This window comes from Coleofasciculus sp. A1-SPW-01, assembly GCF_040217205.1.
Lineage (GTDB): Bacteria > Cyanobacteriota > Cyanobacteriia > Cyanobacteriales > Coleofasciculaceae > Coleofasciculus > Coleofasciculus chthonoplastes_A.
In genome coordinates this window covers 1-26,869 of sequence record NZ_JAVJNP010000073.1, presented here as the reverse complement: position 1 = coordinate 26,869, position 26,869 = coordinate 1, and the positions used below count along the sequence as shown (strand labels likewise).

21 protein-coding genes and 1 pseudogene are annotated in these 26,869 nt (G+C 43.4%); 11 read left to right on the top strand and 11 right to left on the bottom strand.

Going from position 1 to position 26,869, the window contains the following annotated elements; genetic code table 11:
- Positions 1-61 precede the first annotated feature (61 nt).
- The gene (locus tag RH949_RS11675) at positions 62-4,051 is read left to right on the top strand and encodes an nSTAND1 domain-containing NTPase (RefSeq protein WP_446353235.1); all 3,990 of its coding nucleotides are present in this window, start codon (positions 62-64) and stop codon (positions 4,049-4,051) included.
- Positions 4,052-4,097: 46 nt separating this feature from the next.
- Here RH949_RS11675 and RH949_RS11670 read toward each other — a convergent pair whose 3' ends face one another.
- The gene (locus RH949_RS11670; protein WP_446353233.1) at positions 4,098-4,733 is read right to left on the bottom strand and encodes a type I restriction endonuclease; all 636 of its coding nucleotides are present in this window, start codon (positions 4,731-4,733) and stop codon (positions 4,098-4,100) included.
- Between the two features lie 264 nt (positions 4,734-4,997).
- Positions 4,998-5,744, bottom strand: a complete 747-nt coding sequence (locus tag RH949_RS11665; protein WP_446353231.1) for a DUF6920 family protein — start codon at positions 5,742-5,744, stop codon at positions 4,998-5,000.
- Between the two features lie 263 nt (positions 5,745-6,007).
- On the opposite strand from RH949_RS11665, the gene RH949_RS11660 reads away from it, so the two are divergent.
- Positions 6,008-6,907 carry a phosphodiester glycosidase family protein gene (locus tag RH949_RS11660; RefSeq protein ID WP_006103820.1) on the top strand — a complete coding sequence of 300 codons (900 nt, stop codon included), beginning with the start codon at positions 6,008-6,010 and terminating at the stop codon, positions 6,905-6,907.
- A gap of 159 nt (positions 6,908-7,066) precedes the next feature.
- On the opposite strand, the gene RH949_RS11655 is transcribed toward RH949_RS11660, so the two are convergent.
- Together RH949_RS11655 and RH949_RS11650 are read right to left on the bottom strand one after the other, a co-directional pair.
- Positions 7,067-7,249: a hypothetical protein gene (locus RH949_RS11655; RefSeq protein WP_083799156.1), complete on the bottom strand. Its 183-nt coding sequence runs from the start codon at positions 7,247-7,249 to the stop codon at positions 7,067-7,069.
- 28 nt (positions 7,250-7,277) lie between these two features.
- Positions 7,278-7,832 (bottom strand): peroxiredoxin, encoded by a 555-nt coding sequence (locus RH949_RS11650; protein ID WP_446353228.1) that lies wholly within the window; start codon positions 7,830-7,832, stop codon positions 7,278-7,280.
- A gap of 970 nt (positions 7,833-8,802) precedes the next feature.
- Between RH949_RS11650 and ppsA the strand changes: the two genes are divergently transcribed.
- Entirely contained in the window at positions 8,803-11,304 is a 2,502-nt protein-coding gene (gene ppsA, locus RH949_RS11645; protein WP_446353226.1) for a phosphoenolpyruvate synthase, read from the top strand.
- Positions 11,305-11,576: 272 nt separating this feature from the next.
- Here ppsA and cyaB read toward each other — a convergent pair whose 3' ends face one another.
- Complete coding sequence (gene cyaB, locus RH949_RS11640; RefSeq protein ID WP_446353224.1) at positions 11,577-12,146, bottom strand: class IV adenylate cyclase; 570 nt, start codon at positions 12,144-12,146, stop codon at positions 11,577-11,579.
- A gap of 293 nt (positions 12,147-12,439) precedes the next feature.
- A complete protein-coding gene (locus RH949_RS11635) occupies positions 12,440-13,525 on the bottom strand; it encodes a radical SAM protein (protein ID WP_446353222.1) in 1,086 nt (361 codons plus the stop codon).
- Positions 13,526-13,728: 203 nt separating this feature from the next.
- Between RH949_RS11635 and RH949_RS11630 the strand changes: the two genes are divergently transcribed.
- The 3 genes and pseudogenes from RH949_RS11630 (at position 13,729) to RH949_RS11620 (ending at position 15,940) form a co-directional block, all read left to right on the top strand.
- On the top strand, positions 13,729-15,084 hold the full coding sequence (locus RH949_RS11630) for an NB-ARC domain-containing protein (protein ID WP_446353220.1): 1,356 nt from the start codon (positions 13,729-13,731) through the stop codon (positions 15,082-15,084).
- A 227-nt stretch (positions 15,085-15,311) separates the two neighbouring features.
- Complete coding sequence (locus RH949_RS11625; RefSeq protein ID WP_446353218.1) at positions 15,312-15,575, top strand: type II toxin-antitoxin system Phd/YefM family antitoxin; 264 nt, start codon at positions 15,312-15,314, stop codon at positions 15,573-15,575.
- Positions 15,576-15,682: 107 nt separating this feature from the next.
- Positions 15,683-15,940, top strand: a pseudogene (locus RH949_RS11620) (Txe/YoeB family addiction module toxin).
- A gap of 41 nt (positions 15,941-15,981) precedes the next feature.
- Here the strand turns inward: RH949_RS11620 and RH949_RS11615 are convergent.
- Both RH949_RS11615 and RH949_RS11610 read right to left on the bottom strand, forming a co-directional pair.
- Positions 15,982-16,320, bottom strand: coding sequence for an element excision factor XisI family protein (locus RH949_RS11615; protein WP_446353216.1), 339 nt, complete (start codon positions 16,318-16,320; stop codon positions 15,982-15,984).
- A complete protein-coding gene (locus RH949_RS11610; RefSeq protein WP_446353214.1) occupies positions 16,308-16,724 on the bottom strand; it encodes a XisH family protein in 417 nt (138 codons plus the stop codon). Before RH949_RS11610 ends, RH949_RS11615 begins: the two co-directional genes overlap by 13 nt.
- A 228-nt stretch (positions 16,725-16,952) precedes the next feature.
- On the opposite strand from RH949_RS11610, the gene RH949_RS11605 reads away from it, so the two are divergent.
- From RH949_RS11605 to leuD, 4 genes are all read left to right on the top strand, one after another.
- The gene (locus RH949_RS11605; RefSeq protein ID WP_446353212.1) at positions 16,953-17,123 is read left to right on the top strand and encodes a hypothetical protein; all 171 of its coding nucleotides are present in this window, start codon (positions 16,953-16,955) and stop codon (positions 17,121-17,123) included.
- 454 nt (positions 17,124-17,577) lie between these two features.
- Complete coding sequence (leuC, locus tag RH949_RS11600) at positions 17,578-18,981, top strand: 3-isopropylmalate dehydratase large subunit (RefSeq protein WP_446353210.1); 1,404 nt, start codon at positions 17,578-17,580, stop codon at positions 18,979-18,981.
- A 548-nt stretch (positions 18,982-19,529) separates the two neighbouring features.
- Positions 19,530-19,907 carry a hypothetical protein gene (locus tag RH949_RS11595; protein WP_446353208.1) on the top strand — a complete coding sequence of 126 codons (378 nt, stop codon included), beginning with the start codon at positions 19,530-19,532 and terminating at the stop codon, positions 19,905-19,907.
- Positions 19,908-20,219: 312 nt separating this feature from the next.
- On the top strand, positions 20,220-20,822 hold the full coding sequence (leuD, locus tag RH949_RS11590; RefSeq protein ID WP_446353206.1) for a 3-isopropylmalate dehydratase small subunit: 603 nt from the start codon (positions 20,220-20,222) through the stop codon (positions 20,820-20,822).
- A 176-nt stretch (positions 20,823-20,998) separates the two neighbouring features.
- Here leuD and RH949_RS11585 read toward each other — a convergent pair whose 3' ends face one another.
- Both RH949_RS11585 and RH949_RS11580 read right to left on the bottom strand, forming a co-directional pair.
- Entirely contained in the window at positions 20,999-22,279 is a 1,281-nt protein-coding gene (locus tag RH949_RS11585) for a S41 family peptidase (protein WP_446353204.1), read from the bottom strand.
- Between the two features lie 469 nt (positions 22,280-22,748).
- Entirely contained in the window at positions 22,749-22,982 is a 234-nt protein-coding gene (locus RH949_RS11580; protein WP_006103752.1) for a helix-turn-helix domain-containing protein, read from the bottom strand.
- Between the two features lie 107 nt (positions 22,983-23,089).
- Between RH949_RS11580 and RH949_RS11575 the strand changes: the two genes are divergently transcribed.
- On the top strand, positions 23,090-23,344 hold the full coding sequence (locus RH949_RS11575) for a hypothetical protein (protein ID WP_446353202.1): 255 nt from the start codon (positions 23,090-23,092) through the stop codon (positions 23,342-23,344).
- Positions 23,345-23,782: 438 nt separating this feature from the next.
- Here the strand turns inward: RH949_RS11575 and RH949_RS11570 are convergent, their stop codons facing one another.
- Complete coding sequence (locus RH949_RS11570) at positions 23,783-26,581, bottom strand: pentapeptide repeat-containing protein (protein ID WP_446353200.1); 2,799 nt, start codon at positions 26,579-26,581, stop codon at positions 23,783-23,785.
- Positions 26,582-26,869 lie beyond the last annotated feature (288 nt).

Genomic DNA, 26,869 nt, shown 5'->3' with positions numbered 1-26,869 from the left:
GGGGAGAGGGGAGCAAGAAGGAAACGGTTAAGAGAATAGCCTCCATTATATAAAATGTAATATGGATAACTATATAGACGAGAGTACCATTGATAATCAGGAAGCCTTAGAGGAATTAACCTGGGCAATTGAAGCCTCTGAAGGACGATTTTACATCATGCTAGCGCGTTGTAATTATGCGTATTTGCAAGACCGTTTAATTCAGCAGGTGCAAGACCAATGCGCCCTGAATATTCGAGTCATTCACCTGAAACAATCAGATAGAACCCTTTACTCGACCATTTGCGCTCAATTAGGACAGGAAAAGCCCGCTGCTTTGATGGTATCTGGATTAGCTACGGTGGATAATCTGGATGATATGCTGAGGGCAACCAATCAGGTGCGGGAGGAGTTTCGCAAGAATTTCCACTTTCCGGTTATTTTGTGGATTAATGACGCGGTTCATGTCAAGTTTCTGAGAATTGCTCCCGATTTTGAGAGTTGGACAACCACCACTCGATTCGCCATACCCACAGATGAGTTAATTGCGGTTCTCCAGCAGAATGTCGAGTCGTTATTTGCCACGGTATTAGCCGTTAATTCACCTCAATCCTTATACAAGTTAGCTGACGTTTTAGATCAAGATTGCTTAAGTCGTTCAGAACTTGACTTGGCGTTAAAAGAGTTACCCCATCGGGTGCAAGACTTAGACCCCCAGCTTGAAGCGGGATTACAGTTTATTCGCGGGTTAAATGCTGGAGATAGTCCCGAAGCGTTAGAGTATTTTCAGCAAAGTTTAACATTTTGGCAGCAGGTAGGGGCGGGTTTAACTGATGACTTATCTGATCAAACCGATAACCTCACTAAACTCGCCCCGATTGACCCCAACGTCGGGGAACTTGATAACGAAATTCAATCCACCCCGATTAATGCCAAATTAAAAGCTGGATTGGTTTTATTTCATATTGGACTCTACCACTATCGCACAACTGACCGCAAAAAATACCAGACGATTAACTGGCAAACATCCAAGATTCACTTACAGGAATGTCTAGAAATATTTGACCAAGAAAACCGCCCCGATTTAATAGCAAAATGCATTACTCAACTCGAACGAGTGCTGCAACGGATGCAAGCCTGGGATGAACTGGAACAGGCAGCGAAAAAGGCTTTACCTTTACATCAACAGTATGGCAGTACCAGTAAATTAGCTCAAGATTATAGCTTTTTAGCTGAAGTCGCCTTACAGAAACAGCGCTGGGATGATGCGCGTCAAGCCGCACAGCAGGCGGAGGAGATTATCACTCAACTCCCAAAATCTAAGCGCTGGATTCAGGGATTAAATTTACTATTTTTAGCTCAAGCTGAACGACAATTAGGCAATAAGCAAGGGGCGATTTCTCATTTAGTTAAAGCGAGAGAATTAGGAGATTTTGGACATCCGCTGGTTTACGTTCGCATATTAGAAGAGTTACGAGATCTCTATTTTGAAAACAGGCAATATTTAGCGGCGTTTGCCACAAAACAACAGCGGCGTTCTATTGAACAGCAATATGGTATTCGTGCTTTTATTGGTGCGGGACGACTGCAACCGCACCGAGAAGATGCTTCTTACTGGTCACGGGATTTGGAAAACCTCTCGCCAAACCTCTCTCCTGCAAGGAGAGAGGCTTTGAATTCTTTCTCCTTAAAAAATCAACAAGAAATTTCAGTCAAAACAGATAACCAAGAGTCCGTCGCGCCGGAAATTATTGCTTCTGGACGACAGCGAGATTTGGAGCGATTATTAGAACGAATTGGACGGAATGATTGTAAGTTAATTGTTATTCATGGGCGTTCTGGTGTCGGAAAAAGTTCGTTAGTCAATGCGGGATTAGTTCCAGCGTTGAAGCAAAGCATTATTGGCACTCAGAAGAATGTTCCGATTGCAATCCGAGTTTATACGAATTGGATAGAGGAATTAGCAAAGCAGTTACTAAATGACGATGAACCCGTAGGGGCGGGTTTAGACGATAACCTTTCGGGAAAACCACCAACCTCTCAACAAAACCCGCCCAATTCCCCAGGTTTAGACGATAACCTTCTGGAAAAACCAATAACCTCTCCACCCAATCCCCCTTATGTCAAACTCCTGGAACAGTTACGAAAGGATGAACAGCGTCAGCGGCGGACAGTGCTAATTTTTGACCAGTTTGAGGAATTCTTTTTTGTTTATACCAATGCGGCTGAACGGCGACTATTTTGGCGGTTTTTGGCAGATTGTTTGAATATTTTATCCGTGAAGGTGATTCTGTCACTACGGGAAGATTATTTGCACTATTTGTTGGAGTGTAATCGCCTGGATAGCATGAGTGTGATTGGTCATGACATTCTGGGGAAGAATGTGTTGTATGAATTAGGGAACTTTTTACCCACCGATGCCAGAGCCATTATAGAAGATTTAACCACGCGATCGCGCTTTTATTTAGAACCTGCTTTAATTGACCAACTGGTCAAGGATTTGGCGGGTACAACAGGGGAAATATTACCGATTGAATTGCAGGTATTGGGGGCGCAGTTACAGGCGGAAAATATTAAAACGTTAGCGGAGTATCGGGAGTTAGGAACGAAAGAAGAATTAGTCAAGCGCTATTTGGAAGAAGTGGTTGAAGATTGTGGCGCTGAGAATAAGCAGGCGGCGGAATTGGTGTTGTATTTGCTGACGGATGAAAAAGGGACTCGTCCGCTAAAGACTCGCGCTGAATTGGAACGGGATTTAGAGGGATTAGCGGCGGATTTGACGACGGAAGCGGGTAAGTTAGATTTGGTCTTACGGATTTTTGTTGAGTCTGGTTTAGTGTTTCTGTTACCGGAAAATCCCTTTGACCATTATCAATTAGTTCACGATTATTTAGCGGTGTTTATTCGGCAGCAGCAAAAAGTGGGATTATTAGCAGAATTAGCAAAAGCGAAAGAAAAGCAGAAATTAACCGAAGCAAAATTAAGACAAGCGCTACAAGAGAAAGAGAAACTTCTGCGCCAGGAAAAACAGGATCGTCAGCGAGCAGAAATTGCTGAAATTGAAGCGTTAAGTTCCTTATCGCAAGCTTTACTTTTATCAAATGATCAGTTAGGAGCATTATTAGCTAGCGTCAAGGGGGGTAAAAAATTACAGCAGGCAGAAGTGCCATCTGAGAGTAAGACTCGGATAGTGGGGAGACTATGGCAGGCAATTTATTCAGTACAAGAATACAATCGCTTTCAATGTGATAATAGTGCTGTGAAGAGTATCAGTTATAGTCCTGATGGACAAATACTTGCCTCTGGTAGCGAAGACGGCATGGTGAAACTTTGGCGCAAAGATGGAACAGTCTGGCAAGCTTGGCAGGGACATAGTAATGAGGTGTGGAGTGTTGGCTTTAGTCCCGATGGACAACTAATTGCCTCAGCTAGTCTTGACTGTACTGTCAAACTCTGGCGTTTAGATGGTACGGAAGTGCAAACTTTTCGGGGGCATAGTGGTTGGATTACCAGCGTCAGTTTCAGTCCTGATGGACAGAGGATTGCTTCAGCAAGTCGTGACCGTACTGTCAAACTCTGGCATTTAGATGGTACAGAAGTGCAAACTTTTGAGGGACATACTGATCAGGTTTGGAGTGTTAGCTTTAGTCCAGATAGTCAGATGATTGCTTCAGGCAGTTATGACCAAACCATTAAACTTTGGCATCTAGATGGCACACTGTTGCGAACTATCGAGGGACATAGCGATTGGGTAATCGGGGTTAGTTTTAGTCCCGATGGACAAATGATTGCCTCGGCTAGCGATGACCGCACTGTTAAACTCTGGCGTCTAGATGGCACTGTTGTACAAACCTTTTACGGACATAGCGCTGGGGTTAGAAGTGTAAGCTTCAGTCCCGATGGTCAGATCATTGCCTCGGCTAGCGATGACCGAACTGTGATTCTACGAAATTTGGATCTAGATAATTTACTGATACTTGGTTGTGATTGGTTACGAGATTACCTGAAGACTAACCCAAATCTGAATGAGAGCGATCGCCGCATCTGCGACAGTATTAATAGTAACAGTTAGTCGTCATTCTTTGTATAGCTGCGATTTCCAATCGCCAGGTATTATCTTATGACTGATTACCTATTAATTCTTTTTGCAACCGCTTCAACACCCCCAACACTTGATACAACTCATTCCCTCGCCGCCTCAGTGTCAACTCATCGGACAAACCATATTGAGGTGTATCTTGGCGAATTAGCTTAATAAACATAAAATGACTCCCATTTGTCACCAATCCAAACGTGGGTTGTAAAAGATTCGGACTATTGAGCATATAAAACAACGCTTGCGGTAACGCTTCACTCAAACTAAACCGCTTACTTTTTGACTCAATCACCGTCACCCACAATTGCTGATGTAACACCAAAACATCAATCCGTCCCCGCACCACTTCATCCTTTTCCTCAACCACAATTTCCACTTGTTTCTCAGCCACTGGACGGAAGGGATAGCGAAATAAACCAGCTAGGGACAATAACGGCGACAACACAACCATTTTGACAATTTCTTCATGGACGGGATATTTTTCTAGTGCTAGAAAATCCGCCTTAACTTGGTCTAGCCATTCCTTTTGAGTTGCTGTAATTTCTGGTAATTCCCCCTGCCATTCCCCAAAAAACTGCTCATCCTCTACCTGTTGCAGGTTAAATTTTTCTTCCACATCATGCAGGGTTAATTCACTCGCTTGAATAACTTGTGCCATAATCGTTGAGTCCTTTGGCTAGCATCCTTTCATGATAAGGGTTTGAGCCACTGATAGAACGGGATGCGATCGCATCTCTAAAAGGTATCATCTAAGCGTCTCAAAATTGTAATTTCAATAATAGCGAAATCTTTGTAGTGCGTTTAGCGAAGCCATGCCGCAGGCTTTGCATCTTGCTCGCTACTCATCAGACAAGGGCGACCCGATAAAATTAAGCGGAATAGAATTGTTAATTCATGCAAGCGGGTTGCCCCGACAAGGAATTTAACGATAAATTGCCTGATCAATAGTTGCTCTAAAAAATGCTCCTTCTGACTCAAAACGTTCGCTACCAAAGTGCCATCCAACCAACAAGCGAGTGGGGATAGTGTAGCCGCCAAACGTCCCTTCTGCTTCCACCAAGCCGCCGAAATCTACATAATGAAACTCAGCACCTTCAGGATTGTTCCAGCGCCTCAGCTTGACACTCTCCAACTGCCCTTGATTATCAATTGTGAGGATAAGATCGGTACTCTCGCCAAATAGCGTTAAATTAGCATGGGCATGAACTGCATCCGGTGTCGTCCACGATACATCACGTTGACATAAAACAGACGGTAACCAGACAAGTTCTGCCAGCATTCGACCCACAGTTGATCGTGTAATATCTGCACCCGAAGCCGTCATCACCGGAAACAGCCCTAACAGTTTCCACCGCATCCCGCCAACGCCATCTACGAGGCGATCAGATCCCCAAATCGGTAAGCCATTCATCCGTACCGCCGCCCGCCAAATAAAACCTCGACACCAAGAGATGACTTGTTCAGCAGTGAAAGGAAGCCAACCCCGGAGTTTGATTTCACCATGCATCCGCAGTCGCACCGCAGAGGCTAATGGTGTTCCTGGCGCGATCGCATGGTTCAGATAGCGTTGTACCGCCTCAGGAAGCCCCACCAATTGATCGGGTTGAAAAACCGACTCGCTGGGTGGCGTTGACTCCCACAACTCGTTTAGGGAAACCGCTTGACTCATAATTACCTCCAACCCCGATTCTTAAAAACAATTGTCCGGATTAAATCGTTATAATCCAGTATTTATTGTCAGCGAAGCAAACCAATTCATCAGGTTGCTAGAGGAAGAGAAAAATCTGTTCTCAGACTACACAAACCTTCCCTCTTCCGTAATCAGCATTCTCCAATCACGAATCATCAATTACCAGGTTGCAATCCACCTAGTCATAAACCTAGCCAATCCATTTGGCGTTTATAACTGCTAGTCCTATTGAAATTGTACCGATGTCACGTCAACATTTATCCAGTCCTCAGCGAAAATTCACTCGACGTTCATTTCTAGTCTTAGGTGGTGCGGCTTTAGCCCAAGGGTTGGGACTTGTTTCCCCAGTCGCCGCCGAGTCTGTCAGTTTTCGCCGCAGTACGATTCTCGGTGTTCCCCTGTATCAAACCCATATTGATTTGACGAACCCCGATACGTTTATCGCCATTGGTTTAGCCAATAATTCCACGTTGGGAAATCATCAAGGGGCAATTGGTGAAGAATCGTTTGGTAATATGGTTCGTCGCTATCACGCGGCTGTCGTCGCCAGTGGCACATTTTTCAGCAAAAAAGACCCAAAACGGCTGATGGGAAATATGGTATCCGCTGGAACCTTTCTCAAATACAGTCCCTGGGAAAATTATGGCACGACGCTGGGATTGCGGGTAGGAAACCAACCGGAATTAGTGACAGCGCGAGTCGATGGAAAACCAGACTGGGGTCAACATTGGTTTTCGCTGACAGGGGGTCCAAGACTGCTGAGAAAGGGAAAAGTCTGGTTAGCGCCGCGTAGTGAAGGATTTACTGATCCGCGTGTTATGGGTGTGGCACATCGCTGTGCGATCGGGTTTCCAGCTAGTGGCAAAAAATTAGTCTTGGTCACGTTTCTAGCACCATTACCCCTATGGCGAGAAGCGAAGGTAATGCGAGCAATTGGGTGTAGTGAGGCAATGAATATAGATGGCGGATCATCTAGCGCATTATACCACAGGGGGAGGATTTTGGTGAATCCTAAACGGATGCTCACGAACGCGATCGTTGTGTATGATTCCCATCATCCTGCACCGACATTCTTACGAGAGACTTGGCAGAAGTTTCAACAAGGAGAACGACCTGTTGTGCCTCAGTTATTGAGGGTTTAAAGGATTAAAAAATATATCGTTTTAAAAAGAGCGATCGCCTGCCAGATCCCTGTAGGGGCGACCCGCTTAGCCTAATTAACACCACCCGTCCATTTAATTTGATCGGGTCGCCCTCTCCTCAAACCTTTGGGTTAAAACGTGTTTATGTAAGAATGTTGCCTATTCCATCCCGAAACGCGATCGCATCCCAAAACCCCAAACTGTACTGACTTGGACTGCACAACTCCGCTCAGTCCAGCCAGATCGTGACGCGATCGCACAAGGTTTAAGAAAGATGTGGGTAATGCATAGCCCACGCCGGGGAGAGGGGAGCAAGAAGGAATTTATGTAGAGACGCGCCATGGCGCGTCTCTACAATGGTGCTTTTGGCTTATGTCACCGATCGCAACTCATCTAAATGTGCCAGTACCTCTGTACTGTGAATCGCGGGTCGAACACCGAGAAATATCTCCCGCAAGATACCATCGGGATCAATGAGATAAGTATGACGTAGGGAGACAAAGCCCATCCAAGACCCATACGCCTTACTCACTGACCCATCTGTATCGGCTAAAAGGGGGAATTTCAACCCCTCTGAGTCACAAAAATCGGCATGGGAGTCCACATCATCCGCACTCACTCCCACAATTTGGGCATTTCTCTCTATATATTTGGGCAAATCTTGCTGAAAGCGACGAGCCTCTAAGGTGCAACCTGAGGTGAAATCCTTGGGATAAAAGTACAAAACTACCCATTTCCCCCGATAATCAGAGAGTGATACCTCCCCATCCCCACTATTGGTCGGTAGCGTAAACTCTGGTGCAGGCTCATTTAATGGCGGTTGTTTACCGCCGAGAGCAGAGGCGGCGGGAGTGACGTTTAACCAAGTCAAGCAAGCCAGACAACTTGCCAGGAGAATGCTCACAAGCGTGCGACGAGAAATCATGATCGATACAGTGTGTTCGTTTTACATAAGTTTACAATCCAAATTTAGATCTTGTCAGAATCTGGGATTGCGCTATCATGTCTAGCAAGGCAATAATCAGTCGGAGGTCAATATCCCTTTGTAAATCAGTCTGAGAGCCACGTCTTGGTGCAGGGGAGCCAGGAAAATTTAGACTAAAATTTAGACTAAAATTTAGACAGACACGCTCTTGACTAAGCCGATAAATTACCTAGTTTAATTATAGTGACTTTGTTTCGATAAACACAAAGATATTACGGATAGATAGACAATATTTGATACTTCTATCTGGGGATCATTTAAAAATGGAATACAACTAAAGGAAAAATGTATAACCAACAGAGCTATCATTTGGGTTAGCCCCTAATAAACAATATCTAGGTTGTTAATATCCCTAGGGTTGGGTGGCTTTAGTGCTGATTTAAATTAGGGATTACGGCTTGTCTATTTCTCAATAGTCTGCTATGGTAGAACTGTTCTGAAATAAAGGACTGTGACCGAATTACTCGCTCTCCTAATAAGTAAGTAATTATTCAAGGAGAACGCCAGAAGAAGTTTGCAAGGCTACAAACCCGCCCAAGCGCGACAAAGTGTGGATTGAGCAAGTGTAGATTGAGCTATTTATTCCCGAATTCAACGCCTTAAGTCAAAACCCAAAGGATTGATAAACATCAATTAAATTTATCCCAACTATAAGGATGGGAAATGATAGTAGATCGGATGGCTTTAACTCTAAACTTGAGTAGAGTGGTAGATTGGCGATGACTATAATTGTAGCAAGAGTTGCCAAAAAACAAATAAATGTGTAAATCGCTACGAATTTAATTGTGAGGTATGGTTCTATAAAAAACAGCCGAATCCTAAAGAAAATATTACCTAAAGGAATTTTTTCGGCTGAGTATCGGTAAACTAAAACACTGAAACCAAAACCAAAAGTAGGAGGAAATGCTTAATGGTTGCAGCTACTGAAACAACAAAATCTCAATCGTCCAAAGAACAAGCTCTCATTCTGTGGTTTGAAGAGGTAGGAATTGTCGATGTTCCCTTGGTGGGTGGTAAAAACGCCTCCCTGGGTGAAATGATCCGACAACTGACCGCTAAGGGCGTCAGAGTTCCCACCGGATTTGCCACGACGGCTTATGCATACCGTTACTTCGTTAAGGAAGCAGGTTTAGAAGAAAGGCTACGCGAACTGTTTTCTGACCTCGATGTCGAGGATATGAATAACCTGCGAGTCCGGGGTAAGCAAGCGCGGTCTTTGATTCTCAATACACCGTTCCCAGAAAACCTGCGAACGGCGATCGCGGAATCTTACCTGAAGCTGTGCGAACGGTATGGGGTTACCGCTGAGTTTTGCGATCGGTTTGAGCCGGAATACCAAGAAGAGTGCAAGGAGAAAAGCCAAGCTGTTGACGTAGCCGTCCGTTCATCCGCTACGGCTGAAGACTTACCTGATGCCAGCTTTGCAGGTCAGCAAGAAACTTACCTGAACGTCTACGGTGTCATGGACGTTTTAGACGCTTGCCATCGTTGCTTTGCCTCCATCTTCACTGACCGCGCCATCTCCTATCGCACCCTCAAAGGGTTTGATCACTTTGATGTCGCCCTGTCAGTTGGGGTGCAGAAAATGGTGCGCTCTGACTTAGCCTCTTCCGGTGTCATGTTCTCCATTGACACAGAAACAGGCTTCAAGAATGCCGCCCTAGTTACCGCTGCCTATGGTTTGGGCGAAAACGTTGTCCAAGGTGCTGTCAACCCCGACGAATACTTTGTATTCAAACCCACGCTCAAGGACGGGTATCGCCCGATTCTCGAAAAGCGCTTGGGCAGCAAAGAAATCAAGATGATCTATGACATCGGTGGTTCGAAACTGACCAAGAACGTATCCGTGTCAGAGCCTGAGCAAGTCAAATACGCCATCAACGACGAAGAAATTCTGCAACTCGCTCGCTGGGGTTGTATTATTGAAGACCACTACTCCGAAGTCCGGGGTGTCTACACCCCTATGGACATTGAGTGGGCGAAAGACGGTGAAACGGGTGATTTGTACATCGTCCAAGCTCGTCCAGAAACCGTTCAATCCCAGAAATCCAAGAGCGTCCTCAAGAGCTATCAGCTTAAAGGAACCTCTGAGGTGGCGGTTACCGGTCGCGCCGTTGGCGAAATGATTGGTCAGGGCAAAGCCAAAGTGATTCTGGATGTCCACAAGATTGATGAGTTTGAACCCGGTGAAGTCTTAGTCACCAACAAGACTGACCCCGACTGGGAACCAATCATGAAACGGGCATCAGCCATTGTCACCAACCAAGGTGGACGTACCTGCCACGCAGCAATTATTGCTCGTGAGATGGGAATCCCCGCGATTGTGGGTTGTGGTGATGCTACAGGTGTGCTTAAGAGTGGACAAGAGGTCACTGTTTCCTGCTCTGAAGGGGAAGAAGGACGGGTTTACGAAGGGCTTGTACCCTTTGAAGTCCAAGAAACCCAACTGGAAAACCTACCCACAACCCGCACCAAGATTTTGATGAACGTGGGTAACCCAGAAGAAGCCTTTGGTTTGGCGGCGATTCCTTGCGATGGCGTGGGATTAGCCCGCTTAGAGTTCATCATCGCCAATCATATTAAGGTGCACCCCTTGGCACTGCTGAACTTCGATAAGCTCGAAGATGCCACCGTCAAGCGGGAAATCTACAAAATGACCTACCTCTACGAACGCAAGGCTGACTTCTTCGTAGACAAGTTGGCGCGGGGTGTGGCAATGATTGCGGCGGCATTCTATCCCAACCCAGTTGTGTTACGGATGTCCGACTTCAAGAGTAATGAGTATGCCAACCTCCTCGGCGGTCAGCAGTTTGAGCCGAAGGAAGAAAACCCGATGATTGGCTGGCGTGGTGCGTCTCGTTACTACGATGAAAACTATGCCGAAGCCTATGGGTTAGAGTGTCAAGCGATCAAGCGAGTTCGGGATGACATGGGCTTAACTAACGTAATCCCCATGATTCCCTTCTGCCGTACCCCTGAGGAAGGGCGCAAGGTGCTGGCAGAAATGGAGAAATACGGCTTGAAGCGTGGCGAAAATGGACTGCAAGTCTATGTAATGTGCGAGATTCCCAGTAACGTGATCTTGGCGGATCAGTTCAGTGAAGTGTTTGATGGGTTCTCCATTGGTTCCAATGACTTAACTCAGTTAACCTTAGGTTTAGACCGTGACTCCGGTTTAGTGGCTCACATCTTTGATGAGCGCAATGACGGGGTTAAGGAAATGGTACGGATGGTAATTGAGAAGGCGAAGAAGAATGGTCGTAAGATTGGTATCTGCGGTCAAGCGCCCAGTGACTATCCTGAGTTTGCCAAGTTCTTGGTTGAGTTGGGAATTGACTCAATGAGTTTGAACCCTGACTCGGTGATGAAGACACTGTTGATGGTGGCTGAAGTTGAAAAACAACAAGGCTAAGTCTTGAGTGTTTAGCGTCTGCGTCCCTGATGGGGCGTAGACTTGAGAAAGAGCGATCGCATTTCCGGTGGGGAGTGCGATCGCTTGTTGATAAATCGCCGATCTTAAGCTGTCACGCATTTAAATTGGGTATTAGTAGCGAGCAAGATGCTCGCACTACAAGGATTTCGTCATTATTGACATTAAGGTTTAAATGCCGAACAGCTTAATCTCCCTGTGATTGCCTATTTTACACTTTTAATTCTATTAAAAAACTATTAAGAAGTCTGCAATTACCAATCATTATTCCATTGCATCCAAGGGTAACCTCTATCTATTAATTTCCAATTTTCTATACCGATTACTGTTAAGAAATCAAATATTATTTCTTTGCCTTTTTCAGGGTTACTAGTTTGCCCAGTAAATTCAATTTCATAAAAATTACCTAATCCTTTAACGCAATCTCTTTCTATTTTAAAATTGTTATAAATCCAACTCTCTCTGGTCTTATCAATAAGAGATATAACTTCGTATCCCAGTAATTCCAGTATTTTGCAAATTGCTTCTTTATCTCCAACAGTACTTTCTACTTCATCAGCGTATAGAGATTCTTTCGTTATCGAATCTCTGTGCCAATACTTATAACATAGTTCTGTTCCTTTTCTAGAGGTTCTTACTCTAAGCCATTGATCTGCATCTTTATAACCCTCATCATCCTTTATGATGAATGGATATTTTATTGGTTGATAATATATATCTTCCTGGCTCAACTCACCAATATATTGAGCATTCGATTTTAGCCATGATACTAAAACTGAATCATCCTCTAAATATATACGAATTTCAATTTCGATATATTTCATAATTTCATATCCTAATCAATAAAGGGATTAATTACAAATTATGGCAAAGCTCAAAAAACATCAAATCAAGTAAGCTGTTCGGCATTTAAACCTTAATATCAATAACGGTGAAAGCCTTGTAGTGCGAGCATCTTGCTCGCTACTAATACCCAATTTAAATGCATGACAGCTTAAGTAACCAAGGAGTAGGTTTTACATCCTATCCAATGATTCTGCAACCAAGCTTATCAGCTAAACCCGCTCCTCAAGGATAAACTCATTAATTTATTATGACCTACTTGTTGGAAAAATGATTAATCTTTTCTTTTTTGTTCCCATTTCAGCCTCTCTATCCATACAGGTTCATCTTGTTTAGGTTTGAATGATACACACAATGGAACATATTCACCTGAAAAATGATTACCCTTTCCTTGATTAGTGCATTTTGTATTATTGTTCATTTCATGTCCTAGAATTTCATTCGTAGGATTTTCATTCCAATATACTCTATTAGAATTATAGTATCCAACACAATAGGGTGTACCAATCATAAGAGAACAAACTCTTAGCATACCATTAGGGAAAGCAAGTATCCTGTCATACTGTTTGACCGAACAATATCCATAATATTCTGGATTTCGGTTAAATTCATCTTGAGTTGTCACGCATTGAGGCATACGAATAGTGTTATCTTTATTCTTTTTTTTATATTCAATAACTAATTGATAAGCATTAATATATTCTTCAATTGAAGTATCAATTGAATCCGACCAAACATCGCGTGGAATACCTGACTTAAATAAGTCGTGCATATTAATTTTAGCAACTCCAAGAGATTTAAGGAACTTAATCATTTCGATAAGCCCCAGATGTTCGTCAGAACTAGAATTTTGAGTAAATCCTCTATGCACACAAGTTGTTACATGAACTTCATAGCCTCTGGATATGGCTTTTTTGATATTATGAACACATTTATAAAAAGAACCCTTTCCTCTAATACTATCGTTTATTTCTTCATTGTAACCATCTAAGCTAAATGTTATTTCATCAATTTCTTGAAGATACGGATTATCTAACAATGAAGTATTAAAAGTGCCATTCGAGTCCATCCTAATATAGGAGTATCCAAGTTGGCGAGCCTTGTGTACTAACTCAGGCAATTTTTTGTATAAAGTGGGTTCTCCTCCCATAAAAGTTATTTTACGTGCTCCTAGATTATAAAATGACTCCATTAAACCAAGTGCATCTTGGTAGGGAATTTCTTTCTGGCTCAACTGGAATGTCAATTCTGTTTTATATAGACATTGCCTACATCTTAAGTTGCAAGTATCTGTGAGATATAGAAAAACTTGTGTTATGCGACCATCAAAAGCATTTTTAAATTTTTCTCCAATGATCATGAATTACTCCCTAGGTTTTATGTTCCAAGTAAAGGATTAATACGATTAACTATAAATCATCTTGCCTGAACAGTGACAACTGAAAAACCTTGATTTCCTTCTGTGTGTTGTAAAAAAATATTAATAAAACCCCTTGAAAAAACTTGATAATCTAACATCAGAGTGGGTTATAATAGCTAAAATAGTTTCTATATCTGCTTTATATGACTGTAACAGAAATTTTACATTTGGTAGATCAGCTAGTCTTCAAGCATACAGGAAAGCATCTCAATAATTTACAAAAAAACGTGGTTCAAGGAATTTGGCAAGGTTCTACTTACAGCGAAATGGCAAAAGAGTTTGGCTATGAGAGTGAAAATCATATTGGCAATGTTAGCCGTGAATTATATAAAATTTTATCTGAGCAGTTAGGAGAAGACATTAATAAATCAAATTTTTGTTGGACAATAGAAAGACTTAAAGATTCATTAAAGTTAAATTCGTCTCAGTTAGTTGGAATAGGAATAAATAGTAATTTTCATTTCTGTCCATTGGATCAAGCAAAAAATGATTTTTGTAACAATAATATTGACAAGTCAAAAGAATCGTATTACGACTTAACCCTCGCCCCTAAAATCATCCACTTCTATAATCGCACCACCGAACTTCAAACCCTATCCGACTGGCTAACCAATCAAAACACTCGTCTCATCTCAATTTTAGGATTAAGTGGAATTGGTAAAACTACCCTAGTTAAACAATTCGTTGACCTCAACCTGCAACAATTTGATGTAGTTATCTGGAAAAGCCTCAAATTATTTCGCTCTTTAGATAGCGTTATTACTGAAATTTTAACAGGTATCAATACCGAACCTATCCAAACTGACAATAAATTAACTCAATTGTTCAATTTTTTACGTCAGCAAAGATTTCTAATCGTCCTTGATGATGTGCAAGAATTATTCACCAGTGGAAAGTTTGCAGGACAGTACCAAAGTGAATACAAAAATTATAAGACTCTTTTCAAAATGATGACAGAGATTGAACATCAAAGTAGTTTAATCTTAATCAGTCAAGAACAATGCCAAGAAATGCTTTGCCTAGATGAAGAACTATATTCTGTTAAATCCTTAGAACTAGAAGGAATAAATGATACTGATATACTGAATAATCTAGGATTGGAAGATAATGAAAGCTGGTCAAAATTAATTGATTTATATGAAGGTAATCCCGCTTATTTAAAACACATAGCTAGCTTAATTAAAACTATTTTTGGAGGTAAAGTTTCTGATTTTATAAGGCAAGACAGCTTTTTGATTACAGAAGACATGAAGTCTAAATTTGATGAATTATTTGAACGATTATCACCAGTAGAAAAACAACTCATTTTAGAATTGAGCCAATCTAATAAACCTGTATCAAGAGAAGATTTAAGGCAAGCCTTATTGTTGTCATCAATGGACTTAATTAATGGATTACAATCTTTGAGCAAACGATACTTACTCAAAACAAAAATAGGGGATAAAATTTGGTTTAATTTATCTCCTGTTTTTCAAGAATATGCAAGATATTTGAGTTAGTTAATATGCTTTTATTAAATCCTGATTCGTACCCACCCAAACCAATTCCGACTCATCACCAAGAATTGCCAACCGCGATCGCCCGGTGAGTGTAATCAGTTCTAGGCTAAGATATTGGAAATCCCTTGTTCATCCTATGGTTGGGTTACAGAAGTCACGCTAGGATCACATCAGAGACAGTTTAACTGTACCTAACTTATTAAAACCAATAGACCAAATATAAGACAATGCAAAGCCAGATCAACTACACCCAAGCGTGTAGAAATTTTGACAAAATTTACGAAGAAGCTATTGCCAGCCGCGAAGCCGTCATTGTCACTCGTGATGTTTCTGAGAGTGTCGCGATTATTCCTATCAACGAACTGAACCGTATCATAGAAACAGCTTATTTATTTCAGTCACCAGAGAATGCAGCGCGTCTGCTTGCGGCGATACAACGTGCCAAAGCGCGGACTTTTCCACCTCGAAGTATAGACGATTTACTTGACTGAGTTTGGACTTGGCGAAGAAGAAGCGTAAAACGTCTCAACCGGAGTATCCAGAGTCTGAACCTCCCCAATCTGAACCCACTCAAGAAGAGAGATTAGAACGTGATCTTGTGTTCGACTCCCAATTTCTGGAAGATTTGGCTTACTGGGTACAGACAAATAGAAAAATTGCACTCCGGCTTTTATCTTTAGTGGAACAGATAAGCCGTTATCCCTTTACAGGAACTGGAAAACCTGAACGATTGAAGTATCAGGATGCTAATATCTAGTCGCGCCGTTTAACTCAAGCTGATCGCATCGTTTATATGGTTAGTGATGACCGCATTGATTTTCTCCAAGCTCGATACCACTATAGCGATCGCGGATAATTGAGACAAGGGAAATCTCACCAGCGATTACACTTTATTAGTTAACCTGGGGCAAAATCTGTATATTTTCGTACATTAGGTGCATGATAAGCCAAAACAATCTCTTGCTTCGGCACTCCTTTTTCAACTAACTGATCGGCGATCGCGTCTTCTGTGCCATCATGTTGCACCCAAATTTTGCCATCAATGATATCGACATGGATGGCACAACCGTAGATTCGAGTGTTGTTATTTTTCCAGCCTAAATTGACAAGCTGATAGTGATCACCGTCTCGATCGAAAACAGTTTGACTTTTGATCGGATCATTGGGAGAACGCAACTGCGCCCTTGCCCTCAGCAAATCCTGAATTAGTTGACGATACCAATCTAATTTATCCATTGAGCGATCGCCTCCTTGTCGATATCATAAATAATTAAAGGGATTTGGTTGCGGTGAATCACAGTTTGAATGAATGGATACTTGAAAAGCCGTTTGTAAATCTCTAATGGAACGGCTAAATATAATCGTCTATCAGCCTCTTCTTCCTCCAAAGCAATACGATAGTTAATAAATTGTCCAATGGCAATGTGGAATTCTGAGATTGTCGAAGTTGCCAGGAACGTTTTAATTTCAACAGCAATTTTTTCGCCATCTTTGGTTGCCGCAATTAACCGCTCTGCACCTAAATCTATATAGAAATTCACAAATCCTAAATCGATGCGATAGGGGTCATGAGTGATTGTCCATCCCTCATGCTCAAGGGCAGTTCTAACGAGCTGATGAAAGGCATCTTTTGCAGGCATTGCAAACCTTAGTCAGTTAGTAGTGGCGTGGCACAGCTTATTTGATGAATTACAATTATATCCAGAAACCGTAGGGGCGCAGGTTGTGCGCGTTCAATGGTCACATTTATCCCACAATTTTAGCTGTGTCAGTCAGTAGAATTTGTTCGGCAAAGCCACAATTCACTATCTTAACCCTCACTGGTGCGTTACGCTGTCGTTGATGGGGCGTAGACTGACCTAAGAGGAATGGCACTGACTGGTATGCTGGTGGGCAATGCCCACCCTACGGTAGCTCAAGGGTTTTGGTGTTCCCAAAATGCTTATTTCAGTGCTATTCGACCTAAGAGCGATCGCACATCCTCCAGGAACCATGCGATCGCTCTTTTAATGGTCAGATTCATGCTACAGTCGCGGTGACATCCTCCCACACCAGAATCTTGGATTTGGTGTGGGCTTCCAAGCTTCACAACTTGGATTTCCTGGTTTTTCCCTTGCGGTATTTCGACACTTACCTAGACTGAAACGAGTACATTTCAGTCCCCGGTAGACCGTCTGCACAGGCAGTTTCCATTCCCGCTAGCCCGGCGGTACTGGTTAGTTTGATTTGCCTTGGTTGTTGATTATCGAATTCGAGAATCAACTCACGGTGCAGCAATTTCAACTAGCTTTGTGAGCAGATGTATCGAAGGATGATGTCAATTTACCACATTGATGTTGGGGGAGTCCAGTGTATCCCAACGCCCAATTAAAAATTATGGCGTGGGTCTTATTGCTCCCCCAAACCCCCACAATTAGATAAAATAGAAAGCTCCAGCATCTATCCTATAGCTGACTGGTGATTATCCTTAAATCCTATAACAACCTTTTGCAGATGAGCGAGAAAACACTATTCGATAAAGTTTGGGACTCCCACACCGTCGGTACTTTACCTTCGGGTCAAACTCAACTCTTTATTGGTTTACACTTAATCCATGAAGTCACCAGTCCCCAAGCCTTTGGGATGCTGCGGGAAAGGGGATTAAAGGTGCTGTATCCCGATCGCACGGTGGCGACTGTGGATCATATCGTTCCCACCGAAAACCAGGCGCGTCCTTTTGCGGATGTCTTAGCCGAAGAGATGATGCAGGTGTTGGAGCAAAGTTGTAAGGATTATGGGATTCGCTTCTATAATATAGGATCGGGGAATCAGGGGATTGTCCATGTGATTGCTCCAGAACAGGGATTAACCCAACCCGGAATGACGATCGCTTGTGGAGATTCCCATACCTCAACTCATGGTGCGTTTGGTGCGATCGCGTTTGGGATTGGTACATCTCAAGTTCGTGATGTCCTCGCCTCGCAAACCCTCGCCCTGTCTAAACTTAAGGTTCGCAAAATTGAAGTTAACGGGAAACTTCCTCCCGGTGTTTACGCCAAGGATGTGATTCTGCACATTATCCGTACTCTAGGGGTCAAAGGTGGCGTTGGCTACGCTTATGAGTATGCTGGCACAACCTTTGAGCAGATGACGATGGAAGAACGGATGACGGTGTGTAATATGTCCATTGAAGGCGGTGCCCGATGTGGTTATATTAATCCGGATCAGGTCACGTATGAGTATCTCAAAGGGCGAGATTTTGCGCCGAAAGGGGAAGACTGGGATAAAGCGGTGGAATGGTGGAACAGTATGCGTTCTGATGCCGATGCCGTTTATGATGATATCCTCACCTTTGATGCGGCAGAGATTGCGCCAACGGTAACGTGGGGAATTACACCGGGACAGGGAATTGCCGTAAATGAAGCGATTCCCATACCGGATAGTTTACCCGAATCAGAACGTGCGATCGCCGAAGAAGCCTATCGGTATATGCAGCTTATTCCTGGTGCGCCGATTCAGGGAACAAAAGTGGATGTCTGTTTTATCGGAAGTTGCACCAATGGACGATTGACAGATTTACGCGAAGCCGCCCAATTTGCCCAAGGGAAGCGAGTCGCACAAGGGGTGAAGGCGTTTGTTGTTCCGGGTTCAGAACGAGTCAAAAAAGACGCCGAAGCCGAAGGATTGGATAAAATTTTTGTCGAAGCGGGGTTTGAGTGGCGCGAACCCGGATGTTCGATGTGTTTGGCGATGAATCCGGATAAGTTACAAGGGGATCAAATTAGTGCATCCTCCTCCAACCGTAATTTTAAAGGGCGTCAGGGTTCAGCCACGGGACGCACCCTGTTAATGAGTCCAGCGATGGTGGTAGCGGCGGCGGTTAATGGGGAAGTTTCTGATGTTAGACAGTTATTGTGAGTAGCCATCAAGCCAGCCAGCCAGCCAGCCAAGAACTAAAGTTCTGGCTGAAAGCTAAAACCCGTTAAAACGGGTTCAAAGCCTTTAATGGAGTAAGCTTGAGCCAATTTTATGTAGTGGCGTGGCACACATAATTGGAGGAATTAACCATTAGCCTGGAAACCGTAGGGGCGCATGGCGTGCGCCCGATTCAATGGTAAAATCTATTCCACAATTTTAGCTGAGTCACGCCAGTAGTGGTTCGGCACACATAATTGGAGGAATTAACCATTAGCCCGGAAACCGTAGGGGCGCATGGCGTGCGCCCGACTCAATGGTAAAAGCTATTCCACAATTTTAGCTGAGTCACGCCGCGATCATGGGCAAGTATTATAACGCGGGAAACGCTTATATTAGAGTTAGTGAATCCTGCCCACCGAGCGAGTCATTTGGGGTGTATTACCAATTTTGCCAGATCTCAGTTAAAACGGGTTGAAATTCAATTATAGTTAACCGTTTTAGCCGGAAATTGCGTTCCAGGCTTATGTTACAGCAACGGAGGGAAAGTTATGAATATGAGAGCGATCGCGCTTGCTACCATTCTCGGTCTATCTGCGCCTACAATTACCGAGTTTATCATTAAAACACCTGTCGTCGCCCAAGCGAGGGTTCCTCTGGGGACATTTCAAGGGGGTGAATGGTCAGTCACGATTAACTATAGCAACAACGCCCTGACGTACTACGGTACTAATCAACGAACCGGCGATAACCTGGTTCTCCGAGGTGCGAAAGTACGGGGAAATCCTCAACGCCGCCTTTATATCTGGAACAACGGGGATTATCAGTATCAAGTCGCATGGCGACCCAATGATCCTAGAATTATTCGTCTCCAGGTATTCAATCCCGCAGGACAAGAAATTCTCAATCGCCTTCTCTATGAAAATTAGGGATGAACGGCAGTAGCTGATAGTATCAGATAGGTTGGGTTAAGGCATACAACCCAACCTAATTCGTCTGTTGATTATATCTTTATATCCAATGGTAAATACATTTAAATAGGATTTATATTACTCTTAACTGTATGGTAAAAGCACTAACTCAACTATGATGCATTTTAGGTTGACTAGAATTTATATTGATAATTTTAGAAGTCCGCGCAGGCAGACTTTGTTTGTGTAGCAGCGATTTCAATCGCCTCCTTTTGCTCACCCTTAGCGAAAATGGAGATATATTTTTTATAGAAAAAAAGGAGTGAATCCATGAGTCAAGTTAAAACCGTGTCAGGACGAGGCGTTCCGGTTGTGGGGAATGATATTGATACCGACAGAATTATCCCCGCTCGCTATTTGCGCTGTGTTACCTTTGAGGGATTAGGAGACAAAGCCTTTGCTGATGACCGCGCCCAAGCAAAAGGGCAACATCCGTTTGACCGCCCCCAGTATCAAGGGGCAGATATTTTAGTGGTTAACGGCAACTTCGGCTGTGGTTCTTCGCGGGAACATGCGCCTCAAGCTTTGCAAAAATGGGGAATACAAGCCCTTGTCGGTGAAAGTTTTGCGGAAATCTTCTTTGGTAACTGTTTAGCAATGGGGGTTCCCTGTGTCACGGCTGAACCGGAAACCGTGAAGCAGTTACAGAGAATCCTGGAAGAGAATCCGCAAGCGCCGATAACGGTAGATTTGGAAGCTATGGACGTTCGCAGTGGTGACTTCCAAGCCTCTGTTTCAATGCCTGAAGGGGTACGGCAAACTTTAATTACAGGAACGTGGGATAGTTGCGGACAACTGGTGAAGCAAGTTGACCAGGTTCGGGAGACAGCGGCGAAGTTGCCTTATCTGAAGTGGGATACAGCCACAGTATAATACCAAATCTGGGTTAGCCACCCCCTTTATAATCTAGTCCGCGCAGGCGGACTTTGTTTGTGTAGCTGCGACTTCTAGTCGCCAGGGCAAAAAGGGGGTTTCAAAGGTGGATTTGGTATAAGATGGGCGTTGTCTAAAATTTTGGCTGGTGGGCAGTGCTATTAAATAACCTAATTTCACTCTTGAATGGCTTCCAGCGCCACCTCCAGCGCCCGTTCTTTTTGCGGATCAGCGCCTTGGGCGTATTCTGGGGAGAAGGGAACCAGGATATCGGGTGTTACTCCTTTCCCTTCTAGTCGTTCGTCTCCATTCACGTAAACATCAGCGACGGCGACGTAAAGCAAGCTACCATCTGACATGAGAAATGGGCGCCCCGCCACTACAGCGCCAGGGGTTGGCGTACCGACAACAGGTCCAATATTGAATTGCTGGAAACCATACGCCAGAATTTCTTTAGCGCTGCGGCTTCCTTCATTTACCAGCATGACGACGGGTTTATTCCAGCCTGCGTAGTGAGTATATTTTGTACCATCCCGGAAAATCGTGGTTAAGCTTAAGTTTGGAGCGGTGTAGATGTTCAGGGCGGTGAGTGGTGAACCTCCCCATCCATCTCTTAAGTCTACGACTAAAGTATCGGCTTGTTTGAGACGACCATAGATGAGTTCTTCTTCAAGCTGTTCTTGATAGTCATCACTGGCATAAGACCAGATATGAATATAACCGATTTTTTTACCTTGTTGTTCAATTATCTCAGTGCTGGCGTCCATGGCGTCGAGATACATGGTGGTTGTATCCAGCAATTTAGGGGTGACGGTGATTTCTTGCTGACTGTTGGGATTTGGCGATCGCTCAATTACCATTTTGACAGGAGTACCAGCTTGATCGGCAAAGGATTCAATGGGTTGGAAGGGTCGATTATCCACATTCAGAATGCGATCGCCTACTTTTAATCCGGCTTCAGCGGCTGGACTTCCTTCGAGAATGGCGCTGATAAAGGTTTGGTTGTCGATAGTTTTGGTGACGATACCAATGCCAGTATATTCTATTTTGCCATTGGGAAAGAAGGGTTTGAGTTGTTGGCGTAAGTCGCGGTTTCTGGGTGCAAAGATTCCTAAGACTTGGTAGTAGGCGGGTTGGTTGGAGATGTAGAGGTGGGTGTGAGAGGTGTTGAGTTCAGATAGCATTTGATTGATTAGGGTGGCGGCGGCTTCCCTGGATTGGGTTTGGCGGATTTTGGGTTCATAGTCGTCTTTGATGTTTTGCCAGTTAACGCCGTTAAAGTTGGGATCGTAAAAGTTATCGTTGACGGTTTGCCAGACTTGGTTAAAGAGTTCGGTTTGGGGGTTGGTTGGTGTGGAATGGAGGGGGGAGTTGAGCCAGCTAAATAGGATTAGGCAAAGGCTAATTAGGGTGGCGATAATTAGGCGGTTATTTCGGGGAAGGGGAAATAGTTTCATAGTTGAGAGTGGGAGATATAAGCCGAGAACTAAAGTTCTGGCTTAAAGCTTAAACCCGTTAAAACGGGTTCACAGATTTATCCAGTAAGTTCAATCCTTACTTTAACTTGAAGATGATAACTTTATTGGCTGGCGTCCAAATTGGCGATATTTCGCTTAATTTCAGTGCTATTCAAGCGGGAGTATGTCAGAACACAAAATTTTATTGTAGGTTGGGTTGAGGAACGAAACCCAACGCCAACAGGTTAGGACGTTGGGTAACGCTTACGCTCTACCCAACCTACAAGGATGACATGCTCCCCATTCAAGCTCAGTTAGTGCTATTTAGATTGATTATACAATTTCCGATCAAACCCGCCCGTCAAGTTTAAAAACATAAGTTATGGGGAAAATATTGGGGTTATAAGTTCTCGCGATCGCGCCGATTTTCCTATCCAAATGCGTCACCCCCAAGTGGAGTTATAACCCTTCACTCGTTTTTCGGCATCGTCAGATATAGCCGGATGAATTCTTCCGCCGCATCGGGATTAATTTGTCCTAGTGCTGTGCGAATTTCTAGGATGGTTTCACCGCCGGGATCTCTGACTTCATTAACCCAACGGCTAACGTTGGCGTGTCCGACTCCCATCGCCGCCGCTAACTGATTTTGGCTGATGCCAAAGATTGATAGTGTCTGTTTGAGGGCTTTACCTGCTCTTCCCATGCTTTTGATTGTGTCAGAGAGTGATGATCCTGTAAATGTTCCAATTAGTCACAAGTTGTGTTATCGTAAAAATGTGACTAATTGGAACGTCAAAGAGGTGAACTCAAATGCAAGCATACTTTTTGCCGAATGACAGTCAATTGCCTTCTGCTGAGGTTTCTGTTCAGGCTGCTACTGATCCAGTGTCAAGAAAAGAATTTATCAAGGTGATGGTTATCGGTTCCCGCAAAGGAATTAACAGTATCATTAAAACGCTGCATCGCTTACGGTTTGCAGATGTGCGCGAGTGGAGTCCACCGATTCCTTATGGTACTTCGGGAGAAATGATGAGTCTTTTGCGGCGACAGATTTTCGTTGATTGAATAGTTAGTAATAGATTGTAGGGGTTTGATGGGCGCAAGCCTTGCGCCCCTACAAAGTTAATGCGATTAAACCCTTAGCCTAAAATATTATGGTAAAGCTTGGTTAGTGCTGTTTAGATTGATTATATAATTTGCTTGCGATCGCGCCTTATTTCTAGGGTTGAGAGGTGGGAATGTTGGCTTTTTTTAACGCAGAGGAACGCAGAGGGAAAGCGCAGAGGTTCGCAGAGGGGTTGGCGGTGAGGAAAGTTTCTGATATCAATGTAGGGGCGGGTTTTATGGTTATCGTATTTTTTCACCTAGATGTTAGTAAACCCGCCCTTTTCCAAGGTTTTATTGAGCAAAGACAGTAAGGTGAGAGCGCTTAGTTGAGGGATTGATTTGCCGAGAAGTTTAGGTAATAGATTCATTGTAAAGGTCAATACTTTATTTGATAAATTACTCTATAATTATCATCTTTTCCAAATGTATTCCTTGAAGATTTACGGTGCCCAAGTCAACGTCTTTTAAGTTCACATTATATAAATAAGAATCTTGAAGGATTGCCCCATCTAGACAAGCTTTTTGAAGATTTACACTTTCAAGACTTGCTCCTGTAAGATCTGCTCCACCGAGATATACGTCTTGAAGATTTACACTTTTAAGACTTGCTCCTGTAAGATCTGCTCCACCTAGCCAAGCCTCTTGAAGATTTACACTTTCAAGACTTGCTCTTGCAAGATCTGCACCATCTAGATCTGCTTCTTGAAGATTCACCTGATATAGATACGCTCCTTGAAGATTTGCTACAGTTAGATTTGCCTGTTGAAAATTTACTCTTTCAAGCTCTGTTCCTTCAAAATTAACTTTTTCAAGATTGGCGCCAAAAAAACTACTGAAACTGAGATTACAACCTTGCAAATCTAGAAAGCTAATACACTGAATAGCTAGTAAATTTTTCCTATCTGTGTTCTGCCCTTGTAACCTTGATATCCATGAGCCAAACGCTTCAGGAGAATGCCAATTAATCTCTGAAATTTCCCTCGTCACCCTCGCACAGGCATTTAATACAGCCAATAACGCTTCCTCTGCATTTCGCGCCTGTCGCGTTTCTTCCTGAAAATTCTGTCGAGGATTCAAACCCTCCATCGGCATTCCATGACGCAGCATAAACTCAATCAAACGACATAATGTATTTTGCCAATCGCGAACCTCTGATAAATCCTGTAAACGCATTTCATCACAGACGAATTTAAACAGGTATTCATCCATCGCCGACAAACCGCAGAGAGTCGCCCATCTGACTAAGGCATCCCGTTGATCACAACCTTTGCGAAAATTCAGCTTACGTTCTTCTAAATCTTCATGGATAAGCCGAACTCCTTCAACAATACGTTTTGCTGTCAGATATTCCCCAAAGCTTTTGTGGGTAAACTCAAAGGTTTTCTCACTATTCCGGATCTCTCCACTTTCGCGAAAGTAAAAAGCAGTCAGCAAACGAGTGATACTCGCTCTTGAGTCTTCTTGTAAGGTGGCTTGAAAGCGATCTAAAATTTGCCTGAGTCCACTATTATCGCAATGATACTCAATTTCTTTTACACTGGTTGTCCTACCATCTCCATGCCAGCAAGCTAGGGCAATTTCCTCAAGAATCGCGATAAACTCGTATTTTTCAATCCCCTCAGTCAAACGATAGCCATGCTTTTCATACCCTCGCTCGTAAACAGCATCCAGCAAATCAGCATAGATTTCATTCAGATTCGTATCTTTTGAGAATCGCAGCTTATCCCGTTCAAAGCTTAATGCTACTAAATAATTTAATAACGGTTGCGCTGTAATCTCAACCAAACTATCCTTGTCTAATTCTGGCGGTAAACCATCATACTGCTTACCTTTTGCCTGACCATAAGATTGCCACCAAAGCTGGCGTTGATCTTCCTCAAGCAAATTTTGATCATCAATATATTTTTGGCTATCTCTTTCTTTTTTTGTCACAAAATAGGGCAGAATATACAGCAGTTGAAGCGGTTTGCGAAACTTGCTGCGGTTCGCTTGCACCACGACTTCTCGTCCTGTAATCAAAACCTGTAAGTGAAGATGCTGATAATTAAAGCAGTCAACTTCGCGCCGGACTTCTTCGACAAACTCTTTAGCCGTTTGTTCGGCAATTTTACCCTGCATTGATAGCTCATCTAAGCCATCAAAGATAATCAGTAATCGCGATTCCCCATTTTCTCTGTCCAAGGGATTGTGAGACAAGAATCCTTCAATCTGGACAAACTTCCCTACCGCTTTTACCAAGTCATCCGATACTTTAAATAAGTGGAGGGGAATAAACAGAACTGGAATTTCTCCCTTTTCCGCCTGTTGTGCGGCAAACATTTTAGCAAAGGATGACTTACCACTTCCGGGTCCTCCACTGATTAAGCGAATCGCATCATCTGCTTCAGCATTCTGTAACCAAGTTTCCAATTCACTATTGAGATCTACGATAACTCGCTCATAGTTTTTATTCTCACTAATTCCTAGTTCTAATTTTCGCTCTGATTGTCCCGCCACCTCTCGCTCATAATAGGCGCGTAATGGCACATAAACTTGTTTGAGGCTAAATGCTTCCCAAAATATCGGTTCATCTACCCGCTTTTGCAGCCGTGCGCGATACCGTAACCATCCCTGTTCTCGTTTCGTGGCTTGGGTAAAGGGTGTATCCAGAACTTCTTTTAAGGCAATATAAACTTGGGAATGCTTAACCCATTGGTCATTTAAGGCAAAAACAAAGTAAGCGGGGAGGCGACTACTGATCATTTCAGCTTCAACCTTTTTCTCCACATACGCCTCTAACCACTGAGCAAACCCCGTCTTCGCTTCTTGCACAATCGGCAAGTTTTGGGGATGCTGGAAAAAGTCGGGGTCAAGGATTAACTCGTTACTGGTTAACGATGCATTGAGACTGTTGTACAATTCTGTAAGATTATCGGGTTTCTGGATTAGAAGTCCCCTATTTTCGTCTAACAAGTCTTGCATCGCTTGCATCAGGGAACGCACAATCAGCAATCCCGCAATTTCTCCCGGTTTTGCTTCTAATCCCAAGTTTTCGAGAACCTCAACGCCACTCTCCGCCAAGTCATCCCATTTCAGAAACATGCCGTTAATGGCGGCTTTACCCAATGAGGCGAATAAACCCTTGGGATTGGCTTTTATCGCTTTTTTCCAGACTGAAACAGGCGGTTCGACTTTAATTCCCGGTTCCCTTGCCATAAAATTAATGGATGAAAGATTGTGCTGTTTCTAGCCTAACTAACTTTTTTCACTATACCAGCCCTCACCCCCAACCCCTCTCCCACGCTTGGGAGAGGGGAGCAAGAAAGGTATTATATTCCCGACATAGCCCGCTACATCTTTTATCCTACACTCCGCACTTCAAAATGTAGTACGATAAGCTACAGACACGTCTCCGAGAAGACTAAGCATAAATACTCACTTTACTGAGGATTGATACCTTGAGATAATTAGCCAGTTAGCTGTAACTATTTAAAAGAGAGATTA

What these genes read in the sequence shown, in the direction of transcription:
- RH949_RS11675 (WP_446353235.1), top strand. Translation starts at nt 62, where the DNA reads ATGGATAACTATATAGACGAGAGTACCATTGATAATCAGGAAGCCTTA.
- RH949_RS11665 (WP_446353231.1), bottom strand. Translation starts at nt 5,744, where the DNA reads ATGAGTCAAGCGGTTTCCCTAAACGAGTTGTGGGAGTCAACGCCACCC.
- RH949_RS11635 (WP_446353222.1), bottom strand. Translation starts at nt 13,525, where the DNA reads ATGATCATTGGAGAAAAATTTAAAAATGCTTTTGATGGTCGCATAACA.
- leuD (WP_446353206.1), top strand. Translation starts at nt 20,220, where the DNA reads ATGAGTCAAGTTAAAACCGTGTCAGGACGAGGCGTTCCGGTTGTGGGG.
- RH949_RS11580 (WP_006103752.1), bottom strand. Translation starts at nt 22,982, where the DNA reads ATGGGAAGAGCAGGTAAAGCCCTCAAACAGACACTATCAATCTTTGGC.
- RH949_RS11660 (WP_006103820.1), top strand. Translation starts at nt 6,008, where the DNA reads ATGTCACGTCAACATTTATCCAGTCCTCAGCGAAAATTCACTCGACGT.
- RH949_RS11630 (WP_446353220.1), top strand. Translation starts at nt 13,729, where the DNA reads ATGACTGTAACAGAAATTTTACATTTGGTAGATCAGCTAGTCTTCAAG.
- cyaB (WP_446353224.1), bottom strand. Translation starts at nt 12,146, where the DNA reads ATGAAATATATCGAAATTGAAATTCGTATATATTTAGAGGATGATTCA.
- RH949_RS11610 (WP_446353214.1), bottom strand. Translation starts at nt 16,724, where the DNA reads ATGCCTGCAAAAGATGCCTTTCATCAGCTCGTTAGAACTGCCCTTGAG.
- leuC (WP_446353210.1), top strand. Translation starts at nt 17,578, where the DNA reads ATGAGCGAGAAAACACTATTCGATAAAGTTTGGGACTCCCACACCGTC.
- RH949_RS11615 (WP_446353216.1), bottom strand. Translation starts at nt 16,320, where the DNA reads ATGGATAAATTAGATTGGTATCGTCAACTAATTCAGGATTTGCTGAGG.
- RH949_RS11595 (WP_446353208.1), top strand. Translation starts at nt 19,530, where the DNA reads ATGAATATGAGAGCGATCGCGCTTGCTACCATTCTCGGTCTATCTGCG.
- RH949_RS11670 (WP_446353233.1), bottom strand. Translation starts at nt 4,733, where the DNA reads ATGGCACAAGTTATTCAAGCGAGTGAATTAACCCTGCATGATGTGGAA.
- ppsA (WP_446353226.1), top strand. Translation starts at nt 8,803, where the DNA reads ATGGTTGCAGCTACTGAAACAACAAAATCTCAATCGTCCAAAGAACAA.
- RH949_RS11625 (WP_446353218.1), top strand. Translation starts at nt 15,312, where the DNA reads ATGCAAAGCCAGATCAACTACACCCAAGCGTGTAGAAATTTTGACAAA.
- RH949_RS11650 (WP_446353228.1), bottom strand. Translation starts at nt 7,832, where the DNA reads ATGATTTCTCGTCGCACGCTTGTGAGCATTCTCCTGGCAAGTTGTCTG.
- RH949_RS11655 (WP_083799156.1), bottom strand. Translation starts at nt 7,249, where the DNA reads ATGGCGCGTCTCTACATAAATTCCTTCTTGCTCCCCTCTCCCCGGCGT.
- RH949_RS11585 (WP_446353204.1), bottom strand. Translation starts at nt 22,279, where the DNA reads ATGAAACTATTTCCCCTTCCCCGAAATAACCGCCTAATTATCGCCACC.
- RH949_RS11575 (WP_446353202.1), top strand. Translation starts at nt 23,090, where the DNA reads ATGCAAGCATACTTTTTGCCGAATGACAGTCAATTGCCTTCTGCTGAG.
- RH949_RS11605 (WP_446353212.1), top strand. Translation starts at nt 16,953, where the DNA reads ATGGCACTGACTGGTATGCTGGTGGGCAATGCCCACCCTACGGTAGCT.
- RH949_RS11570 (WP_446353200.1), bottom strand. Translation starts at nt 26,581, where the DNA reads ATGGCAAGGGAACCGGGAATTAAAGTCGAACCGCCTGTTTCAGTCTGG.